Source organism: Streptomyces sp. KPB2 (assembly GCF_003950055.1).
In the GTDB taxonomy this organism is placed as follows: Bacteria; Actinomycetota; Actinomycetes; order Streptomycetales; family Streptomycetaceae; genus Streptomyces; species Streptomyces salinarius.
Genome location: NZ_CP034353.1, coordinates 6,434,384 through 6,456,065 on the forward strand (window position 1 = coordinate 6,434,384; position 21,682 = coordinate 6,456,065).

Below are 21,682 nucleotides of genomic sequence, written 5' to 3' on the forward strand. Positions count from 1 at the left end.
TCCCAAACGGCTGCTGACTGTGAGTGAAATATGATTCTTCACGGCACACGGGTGAGGGCGGGTGCGTACGGGTGATGGCGGTGGTCGGTACGATGCCGCAGCTCAGCGTCGTACCAATCACGGGGGAGCGTCGTGTTCGGAATCGTCAGGCCGTGCAGGCACCGGCTCGGGGAGAGCCTCGCGAGCCAGTGGATGGCTCATTTGTGCGGGTTGTGCCTCGCACTGCGCAAGGACCACGGACAGTTCGCGCGGATCGTGACGAACTATGACGGGCTGCTCATATCGGTTTTGACGGAGGCTCAGGCGGAGCGCGGCGGTGCGGGTGCCGGGCGGCGCACCGCCGGGCCCTGCCCGCTGCGCGGGATGCGCACCGCGTCCGTCGCGCACGGTGAGGGCGCCCGGCTCGCGGCGGCCGTCTCTCTCGTACTGGCCTCGGCCAAGGTGCGCGACCATGTCGCCGACGGCGACGGCCTGCTGGCCCGCCGGCCGGTCGCCCTCGCCGCCCGCCGGATCGCCGGCGGCTGGGACGCGGCCGGGGCGCGCGGCGGCAGCGCCGTCGGGTTCGACACCGCCGTACTGGTCGACGCCGTGGACCGGCAGGGCGGCATCGAGGCGCTCGCCGGGCCCGGTACGCCGCTGCTCACCGTCACCGAGCCGACCGAGACCGCGACCGCCGCCGCCTTCGCGCACACCGCGCACCTCGCCGGCCGGCCGGACAACGCCGCGCCGCTCGCCGAGGCCGGGCGGCTCTTCGGAAGGCTCGCCCACCTCCTGGACGCCGTCGAGGACCGGGCGGCCGACGCCGCGTCCGGCGCCTGGAACCCGCTCACCGCCACCGGGACGCCGCTCGCCGAGGCCCGGCGGCTCGCCGACGACGCCGTGCACGGGGTGCGGCTGGCCCTGCGGGAGGCCGAGTTCACCGACGGGCGGCTGGTGCACCGGCTGCTCGTGCACGAGCTGGGCACCTCCGTGGACCGCGCGTTCGGCACCGTCTCGTGCGCCCACGCCGGCCATCCGTACGCCCCTCCCGGCAGCGCCCCGGGCGCCCCCGGTGCGCCCGGCGGCCCCGGTGGTCCGACGCCCCCGGAGCCGCCGCGCCGCGACCGGCGCGGGCTGCTCGCGGGCTGCGCCGTGTGGCTCGGGCTGGCCTGCACGTGCCAGATGTGCTGCGGCACCTACCACGACCCGTGGAGCGGTCAGCGCAAGGAAGGGCTCTGCTCCAACTGCGACTGCGGAAACTGCTGCGACTGCTGTGACTGCTGCAGCAACTGCTGCGGCGACGACGGGTGCGGCTGCGGCTGTGACGGGTGCGACTGCGGTTGCAGCTGCTGAGGCTCCGTCAGCCTCCGTCGGTCCGGCACGGCTCGGCACGGTTCGGCGCGGCTTGACTCGGCGGGGGCAGGCCCGGTCATCCGGAGGGGCGACTTCCGGACATCCCCGCCGAGGCCGCGAAGGGCGAACCGCACCGAAGGTCAACGGTTGGTGATGGGGAGTCGGGTAAAAGTCGTTCAAAGCTTGACGGCCGAAAGGCACTCTTGCGCCGACCGGTCGTTCGGCCGAATACTCCAACCTCAGCGCTTGTCAGGGGCACGACGTTTCCGGAACCCGGAGGTCCGTCCCTGGCTGCGCCTCACGGGCCCCAACCCCACAAGAGGGGCCCCCGACTTCCCCTGTGGAGGAACGAAAAGTGAGGATCAAGCGCACCAACCCCCGCAGCGGCATCACGAGACGGACTCGGCTGATCGCCGTATCCACCGGCCTCGTGGCCGCCGCCGCCATCGCGATCCCCAGCGCGAACGCGGCACCCACCCCGGCCACCTTCAGCACCGCCGAACTGAACAGCGCCAGCGGCGCGGTGCTCCAGGCCGACGTCCCCGGCACCGCCTGGGCCGTCGACAGCAAGTCCGGCCGGGTGCTGCTCACCGTCGACAGCACCGTCTCCCAGGCCGAGATCGCGAAGATCAAGGAGCAGGCCGGCGACAAGGCCGGCGCGCTCACGATCAAGCGCACCCCCGGCACGTTCAACAAGCTCATCCAGGGCGGCGACGCCATCTACGCGAGCAGCTGGCGCTGCTCCCTCGGCTTCAACGTGCGCACCAGCAGCGGCGCCGAGTACTTCCTGACCGCCGGTCACTGCACCGACGGCGCCGGCACCTGGTGGTCCAACTCCGGGCACTCCACCGTGCTCGGCTCGACGGCCGGGTCCAGTTTCCCGGGCAACGACTACGGCATCGTCCGGTACACCAACACCTCGGTCAGCAAGCCCGGCACCGCGGGCGGCGTGGACATCACCCGCGCGGCCACCCCGAGCGTGGGTACCACCGTCATCCGTGACGGCTCCACCACCGGCACCCACAGCGGCCGGGTCACCGCCCTGAACGCCACCGTCAACTACGGCGGCGGCGACATCGTCGGCGGTCTGATCCAGACCACGGTCTGCGCCGAGCCCGGCGACTCCGGCGGTCCGCTCTACGGCAGCAACGGCACCGCGTACGGTCTGACCTCCGGCGGCAGTGGCAACTGCTCCTCCGGCGGTACGACGTTCTTCCAGCCGGTGACGGAGGCCCTGAACGCCTACGGCGTCAGCGTCTACTAGACCGCACGGCGGCGTGACCCGGCCTGTCCCGGGTCACGCCCGAGCGCGGCCGGCAGCGTGACGAGCCCCCGTACACCGGAGCGACGGTGTGCGGGGGCTCAACCCGTGCTGCCGGGCGAGACGATGCCGTTCTCGTAGGCGAACACCACGGCCTGGGCGCGGTCCCGCAGCTGGAGCTTGGCGAACATGCTGCCGATGTGGCTCTTCACCGTCGCCTCGGTCACGACCAGGTGCGCGGCGATCTCCGGGTTCGACAGGCCCCTGGCCACCAGGAGGAGGATCTCCCGTTCCCGCGGGGTGAGACCGGCCGGCGCGGTGGCCCGCGGCCGGACGGGTGCGGCGCGGGTGGCGTAGTCCTCGATCAGCCGGCGGGTGATCGACGGCGACAGCAGGGCCTCACCGGCGTGCACGACCCGGATCGCCTCCAGCAGGCGGGCGCGCGAGGCGTCCTTCAGCAGGAAGCCCGACGCACCGGCCCGCAGCGCGCCGAAGACGTACTCGTCCAGGTCGTAGGTGGTGAGGATCAGCACCCGGGGCGGGGAGCCGGAGGCGGTCAGCCGGGAGGTGGCCTCGACACCGTCCATGCCGGGCATGCGGATGTCCATCAGCACCACGTCGGGGCGCAGAGCGGCGGCCCGGTCGAGCGCCTCGCGGCCGTCGGCGGCCTCGCCCACCACCTCGAGGTCGTCCTGGGTCTGCAGGAACAGCCGGAAGCCGATGCGGATCAGCTCCTGGTCGTCGACGATGAGAAGACGGATGGTCATGCCTCGTCCTCGACCTCCCCGCTCTCCGCGACCGGCAGGCGGGCGGTCACCACGAATCCGTCGGCGGTACGGCGGGCGTCCAGGGTGCCGCCCGTCACCGCGGCACGTTCCCGCATCCCGAGGATGCCGTGGCCGCCGCCGCCCTCGGCTCCGCCACCGCCGTCGTCCTCGACCGTGACGCGCAGGTGCGTCCGGCCGTAGTGGAGCGTCACCGCGACCCGGGTGGGGTCGGTGTGTTTGAGCACGTTGGTCAGCGCCTCCTCGACGATGCGGTAGGCCGACAGTTCCAGGCCGCCGGCCAGCGGCCGTGCCGTGCCGGTGATCTCCAGTCGCACGGGCATCCCGGTGGTCCGGTACTCGGAGACCAGCTCGTCGAGCCGGCCGAGCGACGGCTGGGGCCGCCACTGCGCGCCGTTGTCCGGCGTGCGCAGCAGACCGAGGATCCGGCGGAGCTCGGCCAGGCTCTGCTCGGCGTTGACCTCGACCCGTTCCAGGGTCTCGGCCGCGACCCGGGGCTCGGTCGGCAGGATGTCCCGGGCGCCGCGCACGCCGATCAGCGTGACGGTGACCGAATGCGCGACGATGTCGTGGAGTTCGCGGGCGATGGAGGTGCGCTCCCGCTGTGCCGCGATCTGGTCGAGCTGCTCGCGCTCGCGTTCCAGGGTGGCCGCGCGGTCCTCCAGCGCTCGGGTGTAGCGCCGCCGGGTCTGGAGGTACGAGCCGAGCGCCCACGCGCCGATCGAGACGGGCAGCGAGGAGATGCTCGCCGACTGGAGGAACAGCGCCGTCGGGACGAGCGCCGCCACCGAGACGCTCCGCTCGCGCAGGTCGGCGAGCGAGGCGAGGGCGACCACGACGGGCGCCCCGCCCGGCGAGTAACCCAGCGGCAGGAGCACCGCGGCACCCGCACAGGCCGCGACGAGCACCGTCAGGGGCGCGCGGCGGCGGACGAGCAGGGCCGAGCCGGCCAGCACCGTCACCACGACCGGGGCCACGGCGACCGGGGGCCCGTCGTCGCAGAGCAGTCCGGTCTCCACCCCGGTCGTGATCGTCGCCAGCGCGAGGTCGAACAGCGCCGAGCGGCGCGCGACCGCCAGGCCGTACGCCGCCCGGATCCGCCGGAGGAGCGCGTTCACGCCAGGTCGCGCCGTCGCTCGACGAAGACCGCGACCAGGGCGACCGCGACCGTCCAGGCGGCCAGTACCCATCCGGCCGAGACCACCGACAGGATCGTGTGGTGCGTCATCCGGCTCGCCGGCGGTCGGCCGGGCCACTCCCGGACCGGACCGTCAACGACAGGTCGTCGACCGCCGTTCTGCGGCCGTAACGCTTGGTCAGCCCTTCGACCCTGATGACCGGCGGATCCCCGGCAGTTCGTGAAGAAGTCATGTCCGAAGCCTCCGGCGCGGTGATCTCCCCGTCATCCGCCCACGGTCGAAACCCGGACTCCCGCCGTGGGCGGAGACCGCGGCCGCGCGCCCTCCTCCGGCGCGCGCACCGGGGCCCGCTCGCGACAGAGAGGTGAAGGCCGTGTGACCACACTGGAGTTGTCGTGCGCACGTCCTGAAGTCGACCTTGTGTACGGCCTGTGGGATCGGAAGAGTTAACGCTCGTCAACCAGCCTTCCGGTGCACGGGGTCCCCACAACCTCGTGCACCGCCCCCCCACAGGAGGACGTGAGTTGAAGCACCGACGCATACCCAGGCGGCGGGTCGCCGTGGTAGGTGCGGGCATCACCGCACTGGTCGCGGCCGGGGTCACCTTCCAGACCGCGAACGCCAGCGAGGCCCCCACGGCCGCGGCGCCCGAGACCCTGTCGGTCACGGCGGCCGGAAAGCTCGCTTCCACGCTGCTCAGTGACCTGGGCACCGACGCGGCGGGCACGTACTACGACGCGCAGGCCAAGAGCCTGGTCGTCAACGTGCTCGACGAGAACGCCGCGCAGACCGTCGAGGAGGCCGGCGCCAAGGCGAGAGTCGTCGAGAACTCGCTCGCCGACCTGAAGAGCGCGCGCACCACCCTCACCGAGGACGCGACCATCCCGGGCACGTCCTGGGCGACCGACCCGACCACCAACAAGGTCGTCGTCACCGCCGACCGCACGGTCTCCGAGGCCGAACTGGCCAAGCTGACCAAGGTGGTCGACGGACTGGGCGCCAAGGCCGAGCTCAAGCGGACCAAGGGCGAGTACAAGCCCTTCGTCTCGGGCGGCGACGCCATCACCGGAGGCGGCGGGCGCTGCTCGCTCGGCTTCAACGTGACCAAGGGCGGCGAGCCGTACTTCATCACCGCGGGGCACTGCACCGAGTCCATCTCGACCTGGTCGGACTCCTCCGGGAACGTCATCGGCGAGAACGCGGCCTCCAGCTTCCCGGACAACGACTACGGCCTGGTCAAGTACACCGCCGACGTGGACCACCCGAGCGAGGTGAACCTCTACAACGGCTCCTCGCAGGCCATCTCGGGCGCCGCCGAGGCCACCGTCGGCATGCAGGTGACCCGCAGCGGCTCCACCACCCAGGTGCACGACGGCACGGTCACCGGCCTGGACGCCACCGTGAACTACGGCAACGGCGACATCGTCAACGGCCTGATCCAGACCGACGTCTGCGCCGAGCCCGGCGACAGCGGCGGCTCGCTCTTCTCGGGCGACAAGGCCATCGGCCTCACCTCCGGCGGCAGCGGCGACTGCACCTCGGGCGGCGAGACCTTCTTCCAGCCGGTGACGGAGGCCCTGTCGGCCACCGGTACGCAGATCGGCTGAGCCGTACCCGCACACCTGTGAAGTCCCGTCCCGCGCGCGAGGGGCGGGACTTCCGCGTGTCCGCGTGGGCTTCCGTGTGTCCGTCCTCGGCCGCGCCCCCGTGCCCGTACGGCGGTCAGCCGGTCGGCGCGGCCGAAGTGGGCGGCAGCTCCTCCTCCTGCCGTCCCCGGCGCGGCAGCACGGACGCCAGCATCGTGATCACCGTCCCCAGGACCGCCCACGCCCACAGCACCAGGAGGGCGGCGGTCGTGTCGTTCCCCTTGAAGTAGGCGATCGAGCGGGCCGCCCAGGTGCCCGCGCCCGGCGGCAGCGCCGGGCCGATCGCCCTCCAGAACGGCGGCAGCAGCGGCAGCGGGAAGGCGCCGCCCGCGCTCGGGTTGCCCGCGATCACCACCAGCAGGATCGCCAGACCGATGCCGACGATCCCGAAGACGCCCTGGAGGGCGAGCGTGGCGGCGCCCACCGCGAAGGTGATCAGCGCGCCGAGCCCCCACAGGTCCAGCACACCGCCGGGCAGCGCGCCCAGGATCGGCCCGACGATCACCGCGCCGCCGAGCCCGCCGACGATCGCGACCAGCGCCATCACGATCAGCCGGATCGCCGCCCGGCGCGGGTTGGACGGCCGGGCGCCGGTGCTGATGGCCAGGATCGAGGCGCACAGATAGCCGCCGACGCACCAGCCCACGACCAGATAGAAGGACGACAGCCCGTTGAAGTCGTGGGGCGAGGCCGGGGCCACGTCGACGGTCCGTGCCGTGCGCTGTTCGGCCTGCTCCGCCTTGCCGACGACACGCTCCAGGGTGGTGGCGAGGGCGGTGCCGCCGCCGGAGGCGACCAGCAGGGTGTCCGGTCCGCCCCCGGGGTTCACGATCAGGGCGCCGTCGATCTCCCGGTTCATGATCTGCTTCCGGGCGTCCGCCTCGTCGGCCACCGTGCGCGGGTCCAGCGGGGAGCCGGGCAGTCGCTCCAGCCGGTCGACCGTCTGTCCGGCGGCCGCGCCGGGTGCGGCCACCCCGAAGGGCACGTCCTCCGGTTTCGGGTCGTGCAGCGCCCCCACGTAGGAGGCGATGAACAGCAGCTGGAGCGCGATCACGCCGAGCACGAGCAGGGTGGCCCGCGGGGTGACGGCGTCCTTCACCTCACCGAGGAAGGAGCCGCTGCGCGTGCGGGAGCCCGCCGGTGTGTGTGACATGTCCCCACAGTCCGGGTCGGGGGGTGTTTGCGCAGGTGGGACGCGGCCGAACGGATGTCGTACACACATTCGAAGATGGAGGTATGGTGGGTGGAGTAGCTGGGAACAGGCGTTCGATAATGGCGTTCGGGCCTACGTGGTCATACGTCGGTTCATGAGTCGGGAGGTGCGTGATGCCGGGTTTCACGCATCTGCACACCGTCTCCGGGTTCTCCGCCCGCTACGGCGCCTCCCACCCGGAGCGACTGGCCGAGCGCGCCTTCGAACGGGGCATGGACGCCCTCGCCCTCACCGACCGGGACACCCTCGCGGGCACGGTCCGCTTCGCCAAGGCCTGCGCGAAGGCGGGCGTCCGTCCGCTGTTCGGCGCGGAGCTGGCGGTGGCGGCCCCCGAGCCCGGAGCCGACCGCACGGACACCTCCGTACGCCGGGACCGGCGCCGCGCCCCCGTGCGCGGCGGCGCCTTCGTCGACGAGTCGGCCCCGCGGGTGACCTTCCTCGCCCGCGACGGCGCCCGCGGCTGGGCCGACCTGTGCCGCCTCGTCTCCGCCGCCCACACGGCCGAGGGCACCCCGCTGCTGTCCTGGCCCGACAACCACGCCGACGGCCTGACCGTCCTGCTCGGCCCCGACTCCGACGTCGGCCGCGCCCTCGCCGCCGGCCGCCCCGACCGCGCGGCCAGGCTCCTCACCCCCTGGCGCGAGGTCTACGGCGACGCCCTGCGCCTGGAGGCCGTCTGGCACGGCCGCAAGGGCACCGGCCCCGGCTCCCTGCGCCTGGCCTCCCGCACCGTCGGCTTCGCCGCCGAGCAGGGCATCCGGCCGGTGCTCTCCAACGCCGTCCGCTACGCCGACCCCGGCCAGGGCGAGGTCGCCGACGTCCTGGACGCCGCACGCCGCCTGGTCCCGATCGACGCCACCAAGGAACTGGACTCCGGCGAGGCCTGGCTCAAGGACGCCGGTGCCATGCGACACGCCGCCGAGCGGATCGTCGAGTCCGCGGGCTTCCGGCGCGAGGCCGCGCACCGCCTGCTGGAGCAGACCCGGGCCACGGCCGACGAGTGCCTGGTCGACCCCGAGGACGACCTCGGCATGGGCGCCGTCCACTTCCCCGAGCCGCACCTCGTCGGCGCCGGCCGCCGCACCGCCCAGCGGGCGCTGGCCTCCCGGGCGGCGGCGGGCATGGTGCGACGCGGCTACGACCGGCGCCCGGGCCACCGGGAGTACTGGGAGCGGATGCACCACGAGCTGGACATCATCGCCCACCACGGCTTCGCCTCGTACTTCCTCACCGTCGCCCAGGTCGTGGACGACGTACGGCACATGGGCATCCGGGTCGCCGCGCGCGGCTCCGGCGCGGGTTCGCTCGTCAACCACCTCCTCGGCATCGCCCACGCAGACCCGGTCGAGCACGGGCTGCTGATGGAGCGGTTCCTGTCCAAGGAGCGGGTGGTCCTGCCCGACATCGACATCGATGTGGAGTCCGCGCGCCGGCTCGAGGTTTACCGCGCGATCATCGGCCGGTTCGGCACCGAGCGGGTCGCCACCGTCGCCATGCCGGAGACGTACCGGGTGCGGCACGCCATCCGCGACGTGGGCGCCGCCCTGTCCATGGACCCGGCCGAGATCGACCGGGTCGCCAAGTCCTTCCCGCACATCCGTGCCCGCGACGCCCGCGCGGCCCTGGAGGAGCTGCCCGAGCTGAAGGAGCTGGCGGGGGAGTCCCGGCGGGACGGAGGAGGGCGGTACGGCAAGCTCTGGGAGCTGGTCGAGGGCCTGGACGCCCTCCCGCGCGGCATCGCCATGCACCCCTGCGGCGTCCTGCTCTCCGACGCCTCCCTGCTCTCCCGTACGCCGGTCGTGCCGACCAGCGGCGAGGGCTTTCCGATGGCGCAGTTCGACAAGGACGACGTGGAGGACCTGGGGCTGCTCAAGCTGGACGTGCTCGGGGTGCGGATGCAGTCGGCGATGGCGCACGCGGTCGCCGAGGTGAAGCGGGCCACCGGCGCCGAGGTCGACCTGGACGCCGTACCCGAGGGCGACCCCGCGACGTACCGGATGATCCAGTCCGCCGAGACGCTGGGCTGCTTCCAGATCGAGTCGCCGGGCCAGCGGGACCTGGTGGGGCGGCTCCAGCCGGCGACCTTCCACGACCTCGTGGTCGACATCTCGCTCTTCCGGCCCGGACCGGTCGCCGCCGACATGGTGCGCCCGTTCATCGAGGCCCGGCACGGCCGGGCGCCGGTGCGCTACCCGCACGAGGACCTGGCGGAGCCGCTGGCGGGGACGTACGGGGTCGTCGTCTTCCACGAGCAGATCATCGACATCGTCGACATCATGACCGGCTGCGGACGCGGCGAGGCGGACCGGGTGCGGCGCGGTCTTTCCGACCCCGAGTCGCAGGGACGGATCAAGGTGTGGTTCGCCCAGCACGCGACGGCGAACGGCTACGACGCGGAAACGATCCAGCGGACCTGGGAGATCGTCGAGGCCTTCGGCAGCTACGGCTTCTGCAAGGCGCACGCGGTGGCCTTCGCGGTGCCGACCTACCAGTCGGCGTGGCTGAAGGCCCATCACCCGGCCGCCTTCTACGCGGGGTTGCTCACGCACGACCCCGGCATGTACCCGAAGCGGCTGCTGCTGGCGGACGCGCGGCGGCGCGGGGTGCCGATCCTGCCGTTGGACGTGAACAAGTCCGGGGTCGCACACAGGATCGAACTGGTGTCTGAATCACGGAAACGCGGGGCGAAGACCTGGGGCCTGCGCCTCGCCCTCTCCGACGTGCACGGCATCAGCGAGGCCGAGGCGGAACGGATCGCCGAGGGGCAGCCCTACGCCTCCCTGCTCGACTTCTGGGAACGGGCCCGCCCCAGCAGACCGCTGGCCGGGCGGCTCGCCCAGGTCGGCGGTCTGGACGCGTTCGGCGCCAACCGCCGCGACCTGCAACTGCACCTGACCGAGCTGCACCGCGGCGCCCGGGGCGGACGCGGGGACCAACTGCCCCTGGCCGGCGGCCGGAAGACCGCCTCCGCCGGGCTGCCCGACCTCACCTCGGCGGAGAAGCTCAGCGCCGAACTCGGCGTGCTCTCCATGGACGCCTCGCGCAACCTGATGGACGACCACCGCACCTTCCTGCGCGAGCTGGGCGTGGTGTCGGCCAAGCGGCTGCGCGAGGCGCGGCACGGGGAGACGGTGCTGGTCGCGGGCGCCAAGGCGGCCACCCAGACCCCGCCGATCCGCTCCGGCCGCCGGGTCATCTTCTCCACCCTGGACGACGGCTCGGGCCTGGTCGACCTCGCCTTCTTCGACGACTCGCACGACGCCTGCGCGCACACCGTCTTCCACTCCTGGCTGCTGCTGGTGCGCGGGGTGGTGCAGCGGCGCGGCCCGCGCAGCCTCAGCGTCGTCGGCTCTGCCGCCTGGAACCTCGCCGACCTGCTGGAGGTCCGCCGGGAGGAGGGTCTGGAGGGCGTCGCCGCCCGGCTGGCCGCGGCGGGCGGGACCCGAGGAGCGGACGGGGACGGCGACCCCGAGGGCGGTCCGGCGCGCCGCCGGCTCGCCGGTTCGGACGGACGGCCCGCGCCGGCCGGCTCCGCGGCCCGGGACCCGATGGAGCAGCGGACGATCCGCATGTCCACCGGGTACGAGATGCACCCCTGGGCCGATCTGCGCCCCGCGGGCGAAGGGCCCGCGGTCGGAAGGAAGTTGTGGCACCAGAGTCCGGGGAGTGCGGGATGACGATCCTCTGCGTACGTTTCCAGCTGCCGCCGATGTACGAGGCGGCCCTGCCCGAACTGCTCGGGCTCCTGGAGGAGTTCACGCCGGTCGTCGAGGCGCTGCCGCCCGACGGGGCGCTGGCCGACCTGCGCGGCGCCGAGCGGTACTTCGGGCGCGACGCCGTGGAACTGGCCTCGGTGATCCGGGTCCGTGCCCTCGCGCTGTACGGCGTCGACTGTGTGATCGGCGCCGGACCCGGACCGATGCTGGCCCGCATGGCCCTGCGCGACGCCCGGCCGGGACTGACCCGCGCGGTGCCCGGCGGCGAGGAGCGCGCGTTCCTCGACGGCAAGCCCGTAGCCGCGCTGCCCGGCGTCGGCACCACGACCGCCCGCACCCTGTGCGAGTACGGCCTCGACACCCTCGGCCGGGTCGCGGCCGCGCCGCTGTCCACGCTCCAGCGCCTGGTCGGCGCGAAGGCCGGCCGCGAGCTGCACGAGAAGGCCCGGGGCGTCGACCGAGGCCGGGTCGTCCCCAACGGCGTCTCCCGGTCCCTGGCCGCCGACCGCCCCTTCGACCGCGACGAACTCGACCCGGACCGGCACCGCCGCGCCCTGCTCTCGGCCGCCGGGGAGCTGGGCGCCCGGCTGCGCGCCGTGGGCAAGGTCTGCCGCACCCTCACCCTCACCGTCCGCTACGCCGACCGGTCGGCCACCACCCGCAGCCGCACCCTGTCCGAGCCGACCGCGCACTCGGCGGCCCTGACCCGGACCGCGTACGACCTGTACGAGGCGCTCGGCCTCCAGCGCGCCCGGGTCCGCTCGATCGCCCTGCGCGCCGAAAGCCTCACGCCGGCCGAACACGCCTCCCACCAGCTCACCTTCGACCCCGTGGACGAGAAGGTCCGCCGGATCGAGGAGGTCGCGGACCGCGCACGGGCGAAGTTCGGGCCGCGGGCGGTGATGCCGGGGTCGCTGGCGGCATGAGTCCCCGCCCGCGGGTCAGTTGGCCCACGGGGGAGCGATGCGGGTGCCGTCGGCCATCTCCGCCGTCAGGCCGACGGAGGTGGTGACCCAGGAGGTCGCGGTCCGGTCGGTGGGGTTCTCGACGGCGAAGGCCGCCCCGGCATTGATGATCACCGTGTCGCCCGCGGTGACGCGCTCGGTGCGGCCGTCGAGGGTGATCAGCAGTTCGCCGGCGAGCAGATGGAAGACCTCCTCCCGGCTCACGGTGTGCGCGGGCGCCTTCGTCCCCGCCGGGATCTCACCCCGCCAGGCGCACAGCTCCTTGCTGCCGGTGCGGGGACCGGCGTACGAGACGAAACGGGTGCCGTGGATCTCGTGGGTGGTGCCGGCGGACGAGCGGACGACGGGCATGACGGGCTCCTCTGGATACTTGGTCAAGTAGGTTGACTATCTCCACGGCCTCTATGGTCAAGCTGCTTGACCAATGTGTCAAGGGTGTTTCAATGCCCTCGTGCAGAACTCCGACGCCATGGCCCTGACCGCCGCCCTGCTCGCCGCGGCCGGCGAGCTCACGCAGCGCATCCACGAGGGGGTCGTCGCCCGGGGCTTCGAGGGGGTGCGGCCCGCGCACGGGTTCGCCTTCACCCGGCTGGCTCCGGACGGTGCGACCGTCACCGACCTGGCCGTGCACCTCGGAATGACCAAGCAGGCCGCCAGCCAGCTCGTGGAGGACCTGGTCCGCAGGGGATACGTCGAGCGCCGGCCGCATCCCGACGACGCGCGCGCCCGGCTGGTCGTGCTGACCGAGTCGGGGTGGGCCTGCACGCGGGCCGCGGAGGAGGCGGCCGCCGAGGTCGTGGGCGCGTGGGCCGACGTGCTCGGCGAGGGCGGGGTGCGGGCGCTGCGTGACGGCCTGCTGCGGGTGGCGCCGGGCGGGCCGATCCGGCCCGCCTGGTGAACCCGACCCTCTCACCTGCGGCGTCGACGGCGTCGGTCATCACTGGGTTATCCCTGGAAGTTTTTACTGACGCGTAACTTCACACTTGCACTACTCGCCCGTAACTTGACGAGTGAACAGCATCCCGTGATCCGGATCACAGGGCGTCCTGCCATCGCAACTCCCCACATCCGCAAGGAGTTCACCCGATGCTGCCCTGGAGCCGACTGCTCAGACCACTGACCGTGCTGCTGCTGACCGCCGCGGTCGCCCTCCTCCCCGCCGTCACCGCCACCGCCGCACCCGCCGCGGACGCGCGCCCCAGCTCCGGCTGGAACGACTTCACCTGCGAGCCCTCCGCCGCACACCCCCGCCCCGTCGTCCTGGTCCACGGCACCTTCGGGAACTCCGTCGACAACTGGCTGGGACTCGCGCCCTACCTGACGAACCGCGGCTACTGCGTCTTCTCCCTCGACTACGGCCAACTGCCCGGCGTCCCGCTCTTCCACGGGCTCGGCCCGGTCGAGAAGTCGGCGGAGCAACTGGCCGCCTACGTCGACAAGGTGCTCACCGCGACCGGCGCCGCCGAGACCGACCTGGTCGGCCACTCGCAGGGCGGCATGATGCCCCGCTACTACCTGAAGTTCCTCGGCGGGGCCGACAAGGTGAACGCCCTGGTCGGCATAGCGCCCAGCAACCACGGCACCACGCTGTCCGGCCTCACCCGCCTGCTGCCGTACTTCCCCGGCGTCGAGGACCTGCTGAACGAACACACCCCCGCCCTCGCCGACCAGGTCGTCGGCTCCGACGTGCTCACCGAACTCAACGCGGGCGGCGACACCGTGCCCGGCGTGCGCTACACCGTTCTCGCCACGAAGTACGACGAGGTGGTCACGCCGTACCGCAGCCAGTTCCTCGACGGTCCCGGCGTGCGCAATGTCCTGCTCCAGGACCTGTGTCCGCTCGACCTCTCCGAGCACCTGGCGATCGGGCTGTTCGACCGGATCGCCTTCCACGAGGTGACCAACGCCCTGGACCCGGCGCACGCCACGCCCACCACCTGCGCCTCCGTCTTCGGCTGACGGACGCCCCCCGCACCCCGCCGCACGCCACGCGGGGTCCGCCCGGCCTGAGCCGCCGGACGGACCCCGCGTTCCCCCGCGTTCCCCCGGGCCCGGGTCAGCGGCCGTGCCGGCCCCCGGTCGCGGCGCGGCGGCGGACCGACGCGAACAGGGTGGCCGCGCCGAGCGCAAGGGCGGCCGCGCCGCCGACGGCGAGGTACGGCGTGGTGCCGTCCCCGCCGGTCTCGGCGAGGTTCTCGGTGCCCCCGCCGGCGGCCTTGACCCGGTTGGGCTCGGCGGCGGCCTCCGGAGCCTCCTCCGGCGCGTCGGGGGCGGCCGCCGGATCCGTCGGGTCCGTGGTGGTCTTCGCGTCCTGGTCACCGTGACCGTGGTGCTCGATCGTCGACTTGTCGGCCGCCGCCGCGATCTGCTCCTCGGACGGCGCGGAGGCCTCGGGTGCCGGAGCGGCACCACCGGCCGTGTCGCCGCCACTGCCGTTGCCGCTGCCGCCGTTGCCGCCGTCGGCGCCCCCGAAAGTGACGTCCGAGCAGGAGTAGAACGCCTCGGGGCTGTCCGAGCGCTGCCACACCGCGTACAGCAGGTGCTTGCCGGACCGCTCGGGCAGCGTGCCGGAGAAGGTGTAGAAGCCGCCCGAGGCGACCGGGTCGGTGGCGGTCGCCACCGGGGCGGACAGGTCCAGGTCGCCCCAGCCGAGCGGCTGCGAGGGGTCGTAGCCGGGCTTGGTGATGTACACCTTGAAGGTGCCCTTGTGCGGGGCCGTCACACGGTACTTGAAAGTGTACGAGCCGCTGCTCACGCCGGTCGCGGGCCAGTCGGCGCGGGCCAGGTCGAGGCCCTTGAACGCCGGGTCGCCCGCGCTGCACAGCTTGCCGTCCGGGATCAACTGCTGGTGCTTGCCGTCGGCGTTCCCGATGCGGATGCCGTTCCAGTCGTAGAGCGCCTGCGTGCCGCCCGCCGCGACCGCCGCCTCGCACGCCGCCGACTTGGGGTTCTCGGGCCCCTCGGCGTGGCACTGCGACACCCGGCTGACCGGGTCGCCCATCGAACCGTGCGCCGACGCGGGAGCGGCGGCCAGCGTGGTCAGGGCGAGCGGGGCGAGACCGGCGACGGCGACGGCGGCGGCCCTGCGGGACGCGGACGGTGCGGGCATGCGGAACTCCTCGAAACGATCACGGGGGACTGGGGAACTCGGGCCGGAACCCGTGGGGTTGATCAGCAAGCTAGCCCCAGGACACCGTGAAATCGCCTGCTGGAGGCGGGTGACGGAGATCCTTATGGTCGCGTTAAGGGAGTGCTGAGGCTGGCCTGAGGTAGCTACCGTTCACGGCATGGAACGACAGCGGATCCGGCAGGCGGTCGCCTCGGACGTGCCGGCGGTCAAGGCGGTGACCGACGCCGCGTACCGCCCCTACGTGGCGCGCATCGGCGTGGTGCCGCAGCCCATGGAGGCGGACCACGCGGCGGACGTGGCGGCGGGGAAGGTGTTCGTCACGGACGGGCCCGGTGGGGGCGTCGCGGGTCTCGTCGTCGTGGAGGCGCGGCCGGACCATCTGTTCCTCGACAGCATCGCCGTCCACCCCGACGCGCACGGCGGGGGAGTGGGGCGGCGGCTGCTGCGGTTCGTGGACGCGCACGCGCGTGCGCTGGGCCTGCCCGAGGTCAGGCTCTACACGAACGCGATGATGTGGGAGAACCGGGAGATCTACCCGAAGTACGGCTACGAAGTCGTCGAACGCCGCGTGGACGGGCCCTACGACCGCGTCCACTACCGCAAGCGGCTGCTCTGAGGCGTCTCATGGCGCGCCCTGCCCGGTCAGCTCTCCGGCCACCAGGTGCGCGCGATGTCCCTGCGGACCTCCGGGCGCCCGGACGGGCGCTCGTCGGCCTCCTCGCGGACTCGGCGGGCGTCGGTCTTCTTCAGGGGCTTCTGCACGGTCAGACGGCGCATGGCTGCCTCCTTACGGATCCACCGGGTTCCGCGTTCTCACGGAGGTAGACCCTTTCCCCGAGACTCACTCATCGATGCATCCCTGTCAGTGGCGGTTGTCACGTTCCCGCGCCCCGACTCCGTTGTCAGTGCCGGGTGTCACCCTGGGCGCATGAGTGAGAACAGTGACGAAGCGACCGCGCCGGGTGTCGACTGGGACGCGCTGGCCGCCTCCTTCGACGACGAGCCGGACCACGGTCTGCGGGACGCGGACGTACGCCGGGCCTGGGCCACCCGGCTGGCCTCCTGGCTGCCGGAGCGGCCCGGCGACGTGCTCGACCTGGGCTGCGGCACCGGCAGCCTGTCACTGCTCGCGGCCGAGCGGGGGCACCGCGTCACCGGCGTCGACCTCTCCCCGGCCATGGTGGAGCGGGCCAGGGCCAAACTCGCCGGTCGTGACGCGGTGTTCCTGACCGGTGACGCCACGGCGCCGCCCGTGGGCGAGCAGCGCTTCGACGCCGTGCTGGTGCGGCACGTGCTGTGGACGCTGCCCGACCCCGGACGGGCACTGCGGCACTGGCGGCAGCTGCTGCGCCCCGGTGGACGGCTGGTCCTCGTCGAGGGCGTGTGGGGGAGCGTCGCCCCCGTCGGCATACCCGCCGGCCGGCTCACCGCCCTGCTCGCCCCGCTCGCCGGGCAGGCCCGGGTGGAGCGGCTGTCGGACGACCCGTCGCTGTGGGGCAGGGAGGTCACGGACGAGCGGTACGCGGTGGTGGCGACGTACGGATGAGCCGGGCGGTGCGCCGGGCGAGGAGCGGTAGGCCAGGAGCGCTAGGCCAGGAGGCCGGTGAAGCCGTTCCCGCGGGCCAGTCGCTCCAGTTCGTCCAGCGCGGCCACGGCGGCGTCGGCGGCCCGGGAATCCCGGTCCGCCAGCCCGCTCTCGGCGAACTCGTCCTCGTCGAGCCGCCGTACGTCCGTGCCGTCGGCGGAGCGCCACAGGTCCAGGTCGAGATCCTCGACGACCAGTTCCGTGCCGGTCAGCACGGCGGGGCGGGTGATGTCGCAGTACCAGCCCTTCAGCACCCCGGCCCCGGTCCGGACCTCCTTCACCGCGTACCACCGGTCGCGCCAGTAGTACTCGGTGAAGACGTCGCCGGCCTCGAAGCGCACGAAGCCGAAGTCGCGCACGCCGTCACCGGCCCAGGGGGCGCGGACGGCGAGGCGGGTGCCGTCGTCGTGCAGCAGCGTGGCCCCGTACCGGATCTTCGTCCGGCCCGCCTTGACCAGCACGACGCTCACCTCGGCCGTCGGCTCAGCCGAGTTCGCGGACATGACGCACCTCCGTCGCGCAGATCTCGTACCCGAGCCACTTGTTGATGGCGAGCATCGGGCCGTTGTCGGTGTCGTTGCCGGTGAGCGCCTCCGTGTAGCCGGCCGCGCGGGCCCGGTGCAGGGAGTCGGTCTTGGCGAGCTTGGCCAGGCCCCGGCCGCGCTGGGCACGGACCGTGCCCGTCATCGCCGTGGAGTACCGGGTGCCGTCGGTGTAGGCGACGCTGAAGGCGGCCGGCCGGCCGTCGACGACCGCGACGGTGGTCAGTTCGCGGTTGAGCAGCGGGTGCCGCCAGGTCTCCGCCAGCCAGGTCTCGTAGTCCGTGAACGCGATGTCGACGTCACCCGGTTCGTCCGCGACCGTCTCCGCGTCCAGTTCGAACATGGGCCGCGGATCGTCCGCGAAGTCGGCCGCGGTGCGCAGCTCGACACCCGGGGGAGGAGACCACAGCGGCGGCAGCGCGGCGTCCGACAGATCCAGCCGGAGGAAGTACGCGGCACGCCGCCGTTGGTAGCCGTGCCGCTCGGCGAAGGCCAGGTTGGCGGGCCCGTCCAGCGCCCAGGCGTACAGCTTGGTCGCGCCCTCGCCGGTCAGGTACTCCTCGGCCGTACGCACCAGCAGGCCGCCGGCGCCGCGCCGCTCCCGCTCCGGGTGGACGTAGATGTTCAGGAAGGCCTGGCCGGGCACCGGGCTGTCGTGCACCAGCCCGATCTGGGCCGTGCCGATCACCTCCCCGTCCTCCTCCGCGACCAGGGACCGGCTCCGGGCGTCCGGGTGGGTGTGGACGAGCCGGTGGACGACGGCTTCGGGCGTCCACAGGATGAACGGCAGGGCGCGATGGCGGACATGGGTGAAGGCCGCGAGGTCGGCCGGGTCGTCGGGACGCAGATCGCGTACGAGAACGGTCATGGGGGCGCACGCTACGGCGGCCGGGCGGTCGGGTGCCTCTCATTTTCCCGGGGATACGGGACAATCACCGGGTGACCTTGAAGATCCGTATCGACGACGGCACGCCGCCCTACGAGCAGGTGCGCGCGCAGATCTCCGAACAGGCGCGGTCGGGCGCCCTGCCGGTCGGTTACCGGCTGCCCACCGTCCGCGGACTGGCCGAGTCCCTCGGGCTCGCCGCGAACACGGTCGCCAAGGCGTACCGGGCGCTGGAGGGGGACGGGGTGATCGAGACGCGGGGGCGCAACGGAACGTTCGTCGCTGCCGCGGGCTCTGCGGCTCAGCGGGAGGTGGCCGCCGCGGCCCAGGGGTATGCCGAGCGGGCTCGGCGGCTCGGGCTCAGTGAGGGGGACGCGCTCGGCGCGGTGCGGGATGCCCTGCGGGCGGCTTACGGGTGAGCGCCGTTGGGGGGTGGGCTGCTTTTCGGCTGCGGGTGCGTTGTGGCTTGTCGCGCAGTTCCCCGCGCCCCTTCAAGGCGCGTCCGGGTGACCGCCTGATTCGAAGCGCGGGCCAGTTTCGCGAACAACACCGCGTCGGTCACCGCTGCCGCGTTCGGGTCGTTGTTGAAGTAGGTGTAGACGTCGCTCGTGGCCGGCCAGGTCGTGGCGATGCGGGTGAGCCACGTCGACAGCGACCGGCGGCCGTAGTGCGGCCACGCCGCGGCCCGGCCCTCGTGGAAGCGGACGTAGCCCCAGTCGGTGGTGCGCCACAGCGGCGTGGCCGGGCGGGCGCGGACGTCCGCCCAGCACAGGGCCGCCTGCCGGGAGACCAGGACCTCGTGGACCTCGGGTGTCCACCACGACGCGTGCCGGGGTTCCACCGCGACCCGGGTGCCGGGCGGGAAGCAGGCGAGGCAGGTGTCCAGGAGGTCCGGGTCGGCGCGCAGGGTCGGGGGCAGTTGCAGCAGGACCGGGCCGAGGCGGTCGCCCAGGCCGGCCGCGTGGGTCATCAGGCGGTCGACCGGTTCCGCCGGGTCGCGCAGGCGTTTGATGTGCGTCAGGTAGCGGCTCGCCTTGACCGCGACCGTGAAGTCCGGCGGCAGCCGCTCGCGCCACGCCGCGAAGGTCTCCCGGGCGGGCAGGCGGTAGAAGGCGTTGTTGATCTCGACCGTCGCGAAGGCGGCCGCGTAGTGCTCCAGCCAGCGCCGGACCGGCAGACCGGGCGGGTAGAAGGCGTCCCGCCAGTCCCGGTACTGCCAGCCCGACGTGCCGACGAACAGGGGCATGGCCCCATCAAAGCACCGTGTTACAGATACAGCCCGGCGTCCGCGCCCGCCCGCGGCTCCGGCAGGGCGGTGGGCGAGGTGCCCCGGCGCAGCGCGAACAGCTCCGCCAGCGTCGCGCCCTCGCGCCCGACCCCTTCCTCGGTGCCGAGCCAGTCCACCGCCTCCCTGCGGGTGAGCGGACCGACCTCGATACGGGCCAGGCAGCGGCCGGGGCGGACGACGGCGGGGTGCAGGCGCTCCAGGTCCTCGTTGGTCGTGACGCCCACCAGGACGTTGCGCCCCTGGCCGAGGAGCCCGTCGGTGAGGTTCAGCAGCCGGGAGAGGGCCTGGCCCGCCGTGTGCTTGGCCTCGCCGCGGATCAGTTCGTCGCAGTCCTCCAGCAACAGCAGCCGCCAGCGGCCCTTGCCCGCCGCGTCCTCCTCGCCGATGGCGATGTCCATCAGATAGCCGACGTCGGAGAAGAGCCGCTCCGGGTCGAGCACGCAGTCCACCTGGCACCAGTCCCGCCAGGATCGGGCCAGCGTGCGCAGCGCCGAGGTCTTGCCGGTGCCCGGCGGGCCGTGCAGGAGCAGCAGCCGGCCCGCGATGTCCTCGGGCGTCGTCTTCATCAGGCCGTCCATCGCCTCGGCGACCGGCGCCGTGTAGTTGGCCCGGACCTCGTCCCAGGTGCCCGCGGCGATCTGGCGGGTGGTGCGGTGCGGGCCGCGCCGCGGGGAGACGTACCAGAAGCCCATCGTCACGTTCTCCGGCTGCGGTTCGGGCTCGTCCGCCGCCCCGTCCGTGGCCTGGCCGAGCACCTTCTCGGCCAGTTCGGCGCTGGTCGCCGTCACCGTGACGTCGGCGCCCCGGTTCCAGCGCGAGACCAGCAGGGTCCAGCCCTCGCCCTCCGCCAGGGTGGCGCTGCGGTCGTCGTCGCGGGCGATCCGCAGCACCCGTGCGCCGGGCGGCAGCAGCGTGGCGCCGGACCGCACGCGGTCGATGTTCGCCGCGTGCGAGTACGGCTGCTCACCCGTGGCGAAACGGCCGAGGAACAGCGCGTCGACGACGTCGGACGGGGAGTCGCTGTCGTCCACGTTGAGCCGGATCGGCAGGACTTCGTGCGGGTTCACGGACATGCCGCCATGATCCGGCACCCGGCCGCCGCCCGCACCCGCTTTCCCGGGCACACGCGTCGCACGAACGCTCGACGCGCCGCTCCCGGTCCTCACCCCCACCCCCTTTGATTTGGTCCCGAGTTGAACGAGTGTCAGCCAATTTTTGGCATGGACACTTCCTATCAACGCGCGTAGCCGGTACCACGGTTGTGGCAGCAATCCTGCTAAGGGAGGTTCCATGAGACGTTTCCGACTTGTCGGGTTCCTGAGTTCACTCCTCCTCGCCGCCGGCGCCGCCCTCACCGGGGCCGCGACCGCCCAGGCGGCCCAACCCGCCGCAGCCGACGGCTATGTGGCCCTCGGCGACTCCTACTCCTCCGGGGTCGGATCGGGCAGCTACATCGGCTCCAGCGGCGACTGCAAGCGCAGCACGAAGTCCCACCCGTACCTGTGGGCGGCCGCCCACTCGCCCTCCACGTTCGACTTCACCGCCTGCTCCGGCGCCCGTACGGGTGATGTTCTCGCCGGACAGCTCGGACCGCTCAGCTCCGCCACCGGCCTCGTCTCCATCAGCATCGGCGGCAACGACGCGGGCTTCGGCGACGTCATGACGGCGTGTGTGCTCCAGTCCGACAGCTCCTGCCTGTCGCGGATCGCCACCGCCGAGGCGTACGTCGACTCGACGCTGCCCGGCAAGCTCGACGGCGTCTACTCGGCGATCAGCGACAAGGCCCCCAACGCCCACGTCGTCGTCATCGGCTACCCGCGCTTCTACAAGCTCGGCACCAGCTGCATCGGCCTGTCCGAGACCAAGCGGAAGGCGATCAACAACGCCTCCGACCACCTCAACACCGTCATCGCCCAGCGCGTCGCCGCCCACGGCTTCACCTTCGGCGACGTCCGCACCACCTTCACCGGCCACGAGCTGTGCTCGGGCAGCTCCTGGCTGCACAGCGTCAACTGGCTGAACATCGGCGAGTCGTACCACCCCACCGCGGCCGGCCAGTCCGGCGGCTACCTGCCGGTCCTCAACGGCGCCGCCTGACCCGGAGCGGAAGGAGGACGAGAAACGGAGCCGGAGATCCCGCGCGGCGGGGTCTCCGGCTCCCTCGCGCCCCGGCGGAACCGGTCCGGCCCGGCGA

General features: G+C 73.0%; 21 protein-coding genes. 11 read left to right on the forward strand and 10 right to left on the reverse strand.

Annotation, left to right across the window (positions count from 1 at the left end):
• The first annotated feature begins 132 nt into the window (after positions 1–132).
• Positions 133–1,332, forward strand: a complete 1,200-nt coding sequence (locus tag D1J63_RS29015; protein ID WP_164713020.1) for a DUF5685 family protein — start codon at positions 133–135, stop codon at positions 1,330–1,332.
• Between the two features lie 355 nt (positions 1,333–1,687).
• Positions 1,688–2,596 (forward strand): S1 family peptidase, encoded by a 909-nt coding sequence (locus tag D1J63_RS29020; protein WP_102927587.1) that lies wholly within the window; start codon positions 1,688–1,690, stop codon positions 2,594–2,596.
• Positions 2,597–2,694: 98 nt separating this feature from the next.
• Here D1J63_RS29020 and D1J63_RS29025 read toward each other — a convergent pair whose 3' ends face one another.
• Both D1J63_RS29025 and D1J63_RS29030 read right to left on the reverse strand, forming a co-directional pair.
• Positions 2,695–3,360: a response regulator transcription factor gene (locus D1J63_RS29025; RefSeq protein WP_125632916.1), complete on the reverse strand. Its 666-nt coding sequence runs from the start codon at positions 3,358–3,360 to the stop codon at positions 2,695–2,697.
• On the reverse strand, positions 3,357–4,496 hold the full coding sequence (locus D1J63_RS29030) for a histidine kinase (protein ID WP_125632917.1): 1,140 nt from the start codon (positions 4,494–4,496) through the stop codon (positions 3,357–3,359). Before D1J63_RS29030 ends, D1J63_RS29025 begins: the two co-directional genes overlap by 4 nt.
• Positions 4,497–5,041: 545 nt before the next feature.
• Between D1J63_RS29030 and D1J63_RS29045 the strand changes: the two genes are divergently transcribed.
• Complete coding sequence (locus D1J63_RS29045; protein ID WP_102927554.1) at positions 5,042–6,124, forward strand: S1 family peptidase; 1,083 nt, start codon at positions 5,042–5,044, stop codon at positions 6,122–6,124.
• Positions 6,125–6,239: 115 nt separating this feature from the next.
• Here the strand turns inward: D1J63_RS29045 and D1J63_RS29050 are convergent, their stop codons facing one another.
• A complete protein-coding gene (locus D1J63_RS29050) occupies positions 6,240–7,316 on the reverse strand; it encodes a DUF3533 domain-containing protein (protein WP_125632919.1) in 1,077 nt (358 codons plus the stop codon).
• A gap of 173 nt (positions 7,317–7,489) precedes the next feature.
• Between D1J63_RS29050 and dnaE the strand changes: the two genes are divergently transcribed.
• On the forward strand, positions 7,490–11,053 hold the full coding sequence (dnaE, locus tag D1J63_RS29055; protein WP_125632921.1) for a DNA polymerase III subunit alpha: 3,564 nt from the start codon (positions 7,490–7,492) through the stop codon (positions 11,051–11,053).
• Positions 11,050–12,018, forward strand: a complete 969-nt coding sequence (locus tag D1J63_RS29060) for a hypothetical protein (protein ID WP_125632923.1) — start codon at positions 11,050–11,052, stop codon at positions 12,016–12,018. Before dnaE ends, D1J63_RS29060 begins: the two co-directional genes overlap by 4 nt.
• A 15-nt stretch (positions 12,019–12,033) precedes the next feature.
• Here D1J63_RS29060 and D1J63_RS29065 read toward each other — a convergent pair whose 3' ends face one another.
• On the reverse strand, positions 12,034–12,408 hold the full coding sequence (locus D1J63_RS29065; protein WP_125632925.1) for a cupin domain-containing protein: 375 nt from the start codon (positions 12,406–12,408) through the stop codon (positions 12,034–12,036).
• A 100-nt stretch (positions 12,409–12,508) separates the two neighbouring features.
• Here D1J63_RS29065 and D1J63_RS29070 point away from each other — a divergent pair, with 100 nt between their 5' ends.
• Positions 12,509–12,955, forward strand: coding sequence for a MarR family winged helix-turn-helix transcriptional regulator (locus D1J63_RS29070; RefSeq protein ID WP_125632927.1), 447 nt, complete (start codon positions 12,509–12,511; stop codon positions 12,953–12,955).
• A gap of 188 nt (positions 12,956–13,143) precedes the next feature.
• Positions 13,144–14,016, forward strand: coding sequence for an alpha/beta fold hydrolase (locus tag D1J63_RS29075; protein WP_125632929.1), 873 nt, complete (start codon positions 13,144–13,146; stop codon positions 14,014–14,016).
• Between the two features lie 97 nt (positions 14,017–14,113).
• On the opposite strand, the gene D1J63_RS29080 is transcribed toward D1J63_RS29075, so the two are convergent.
• On the reverse strand, positions 14,114–15,166 hold the full coding sequence (locus D1J63_RS29080) for a lytic polysaccharide monooxygenase (protein ID WP_125632931.1): 1,053 nt from the start codon (positions 15,164–15,166) through the stop codon (positions 14,114–14,116).
• Between the two features lie 178 nt (positions 15,167–15,344).
• Here D1J63_RS29080 and D1J63_RS29085 point away from each other — a divergent pair, with 178 nt between their 5' ends.
• Positions 15,345–15,803, forward strand: coding sequence for a GNAT family N-acetyltransferase (locus D1J63_RS29085; RefSeq protein WP_125632933.1), 459 nt, complete (start codon positions 15,345–15,347; stop codon positions 15,801–15,803).
• 26 nt (positions 15,804–15,829) lie between these two features.
• On the opposite strand, the gene D1J63_RS37605 is transcribed toward D1J63_RS29085, so the two are convergent.
• Positions 15,830–15,964 carry a hypothetical protein gene (locus D1J63_RS37605; RefSeq protein ID WP_102932303.1) on the reverse strand — a complete coding sequence of 45 codons (135 nt, stop codon included), beginning with the start codon at positions 15,962–15,964 and terminating at the stop codon, positions 15,830–15,832.
• Positions 15,965–16,115: 151 nt separating this feature from the next.
• Here D1J63_RS37605 and D1J63_RS29095 point away from each other — a divergent pair, with 151 nt between their 5' ends.
• Positions 16,116–16,733 (forward strand): class I SAM-dependent methyltransferase, encoded by a 618-nt coding sequence (locus D1J63_RS29095; protein ID WP_125632935.1) that lies wholly within the window; start codon positions 16,116–16,118, stop codon positions 16,731–16,733.
• A gap of 41 nt (positions 16,734–16,774) precedes the next feature.
• Here D1J63_RS29095 and D1J63_RS29100 read toward each other — a convergent pair whose 3' ends face one another.
• Both D1J63_RS29100 and D1J63_RS29105 read right to left on the reverse strand, forming a co-directional pair.
• A complete protein-coding gene (locus D1J63_RS29100; RefSeq protein ID WP_125632937.1) occupies positions 16,775–17,275 on the reverse strand; it encodes a DUF402 domain-containing protein in 501 nt (166 codons plus the stop codon).
• Positions 17,256–18,182 carry a GNAT family N-acetyltransferase gene (locus D1J63_RS29105; protein ID WP_125632939.1) on the reverse strand — a complete coding sequence of 309 codons (927 nt, stop codon included), beginning with the start codon at positions 18,180–18,182 and terminating at the stop codon, positions 17,256–17,258. The genes D1J63_RS29100 and D1J63_RS29105 overlap by 20 nt, the downstream gene beginning before the upstream one ends.
• 71 nt (positions 18,183–18,253) lie before the next feature.
• Here D1J63_RS29105 and D1J63_RS29110 point away from each other — a divergent pair, with 71 nt between their 5' ends.
• Positions 18,254–18,619 (forward strand): GntR family transcriptional regulator, encoded by a 366-nt coding sequence (locus D1J63_RS29110; RefSeq protein WP_164713021.1) that lies wholly within the window; start codon positions 18,254–18,256, stop codon positions 18,617–18,619.
• Here the strand turns inward: D1J63_RS29110 and D1J63_RS29115 are convergent.
• Together D1J63_RS29115 and D1J63_RS29120 are read right to left on the reverse strand one after the other, a co-directional pair.
• Entirely contained in the window at positions 18,610–19,446 is an 837-nt protein-coding gene (locus D1J63_RS29115) for a DUF72 domain-containing protein (RefSeq protein WP_125632943.1), read from the reverse strand. The genes D1J63_RS29110 and D1J63_RS29115 overlap by 10 nt on opposite strands.
• A 20-nt stretch (positions 19,447–19,466) precedes the next feature.
• Positions 19,467–20,561, reverse strand: a complete 1,095-nt coding sequence (locus D1J63_RS29120; protein ID WP_125632945.1) for a DUF5925 domain-containing protein — start codon at positions 20,559–20,561, stop codon at positions 19,467–19,469.
• Positions 20,562–20,778: 217 nt separating this feature from the next.
• Between D1J63_RS29120 and D1J63_RS29125 the strand changes: the two genes are divergently transcribed.
• Positions 20,779–21,585, forward strand: a complete 807-nt coding sequence (locus tag D1J63_RS29125; RefSeq protein WP_125632947.1) for an SGNH family lipase — start codon at positions 20,779–20,781, stop codon at positions 21,583–21,585.
• Positions 21,586–21,682: the final 97 nt, after the last annotated feature.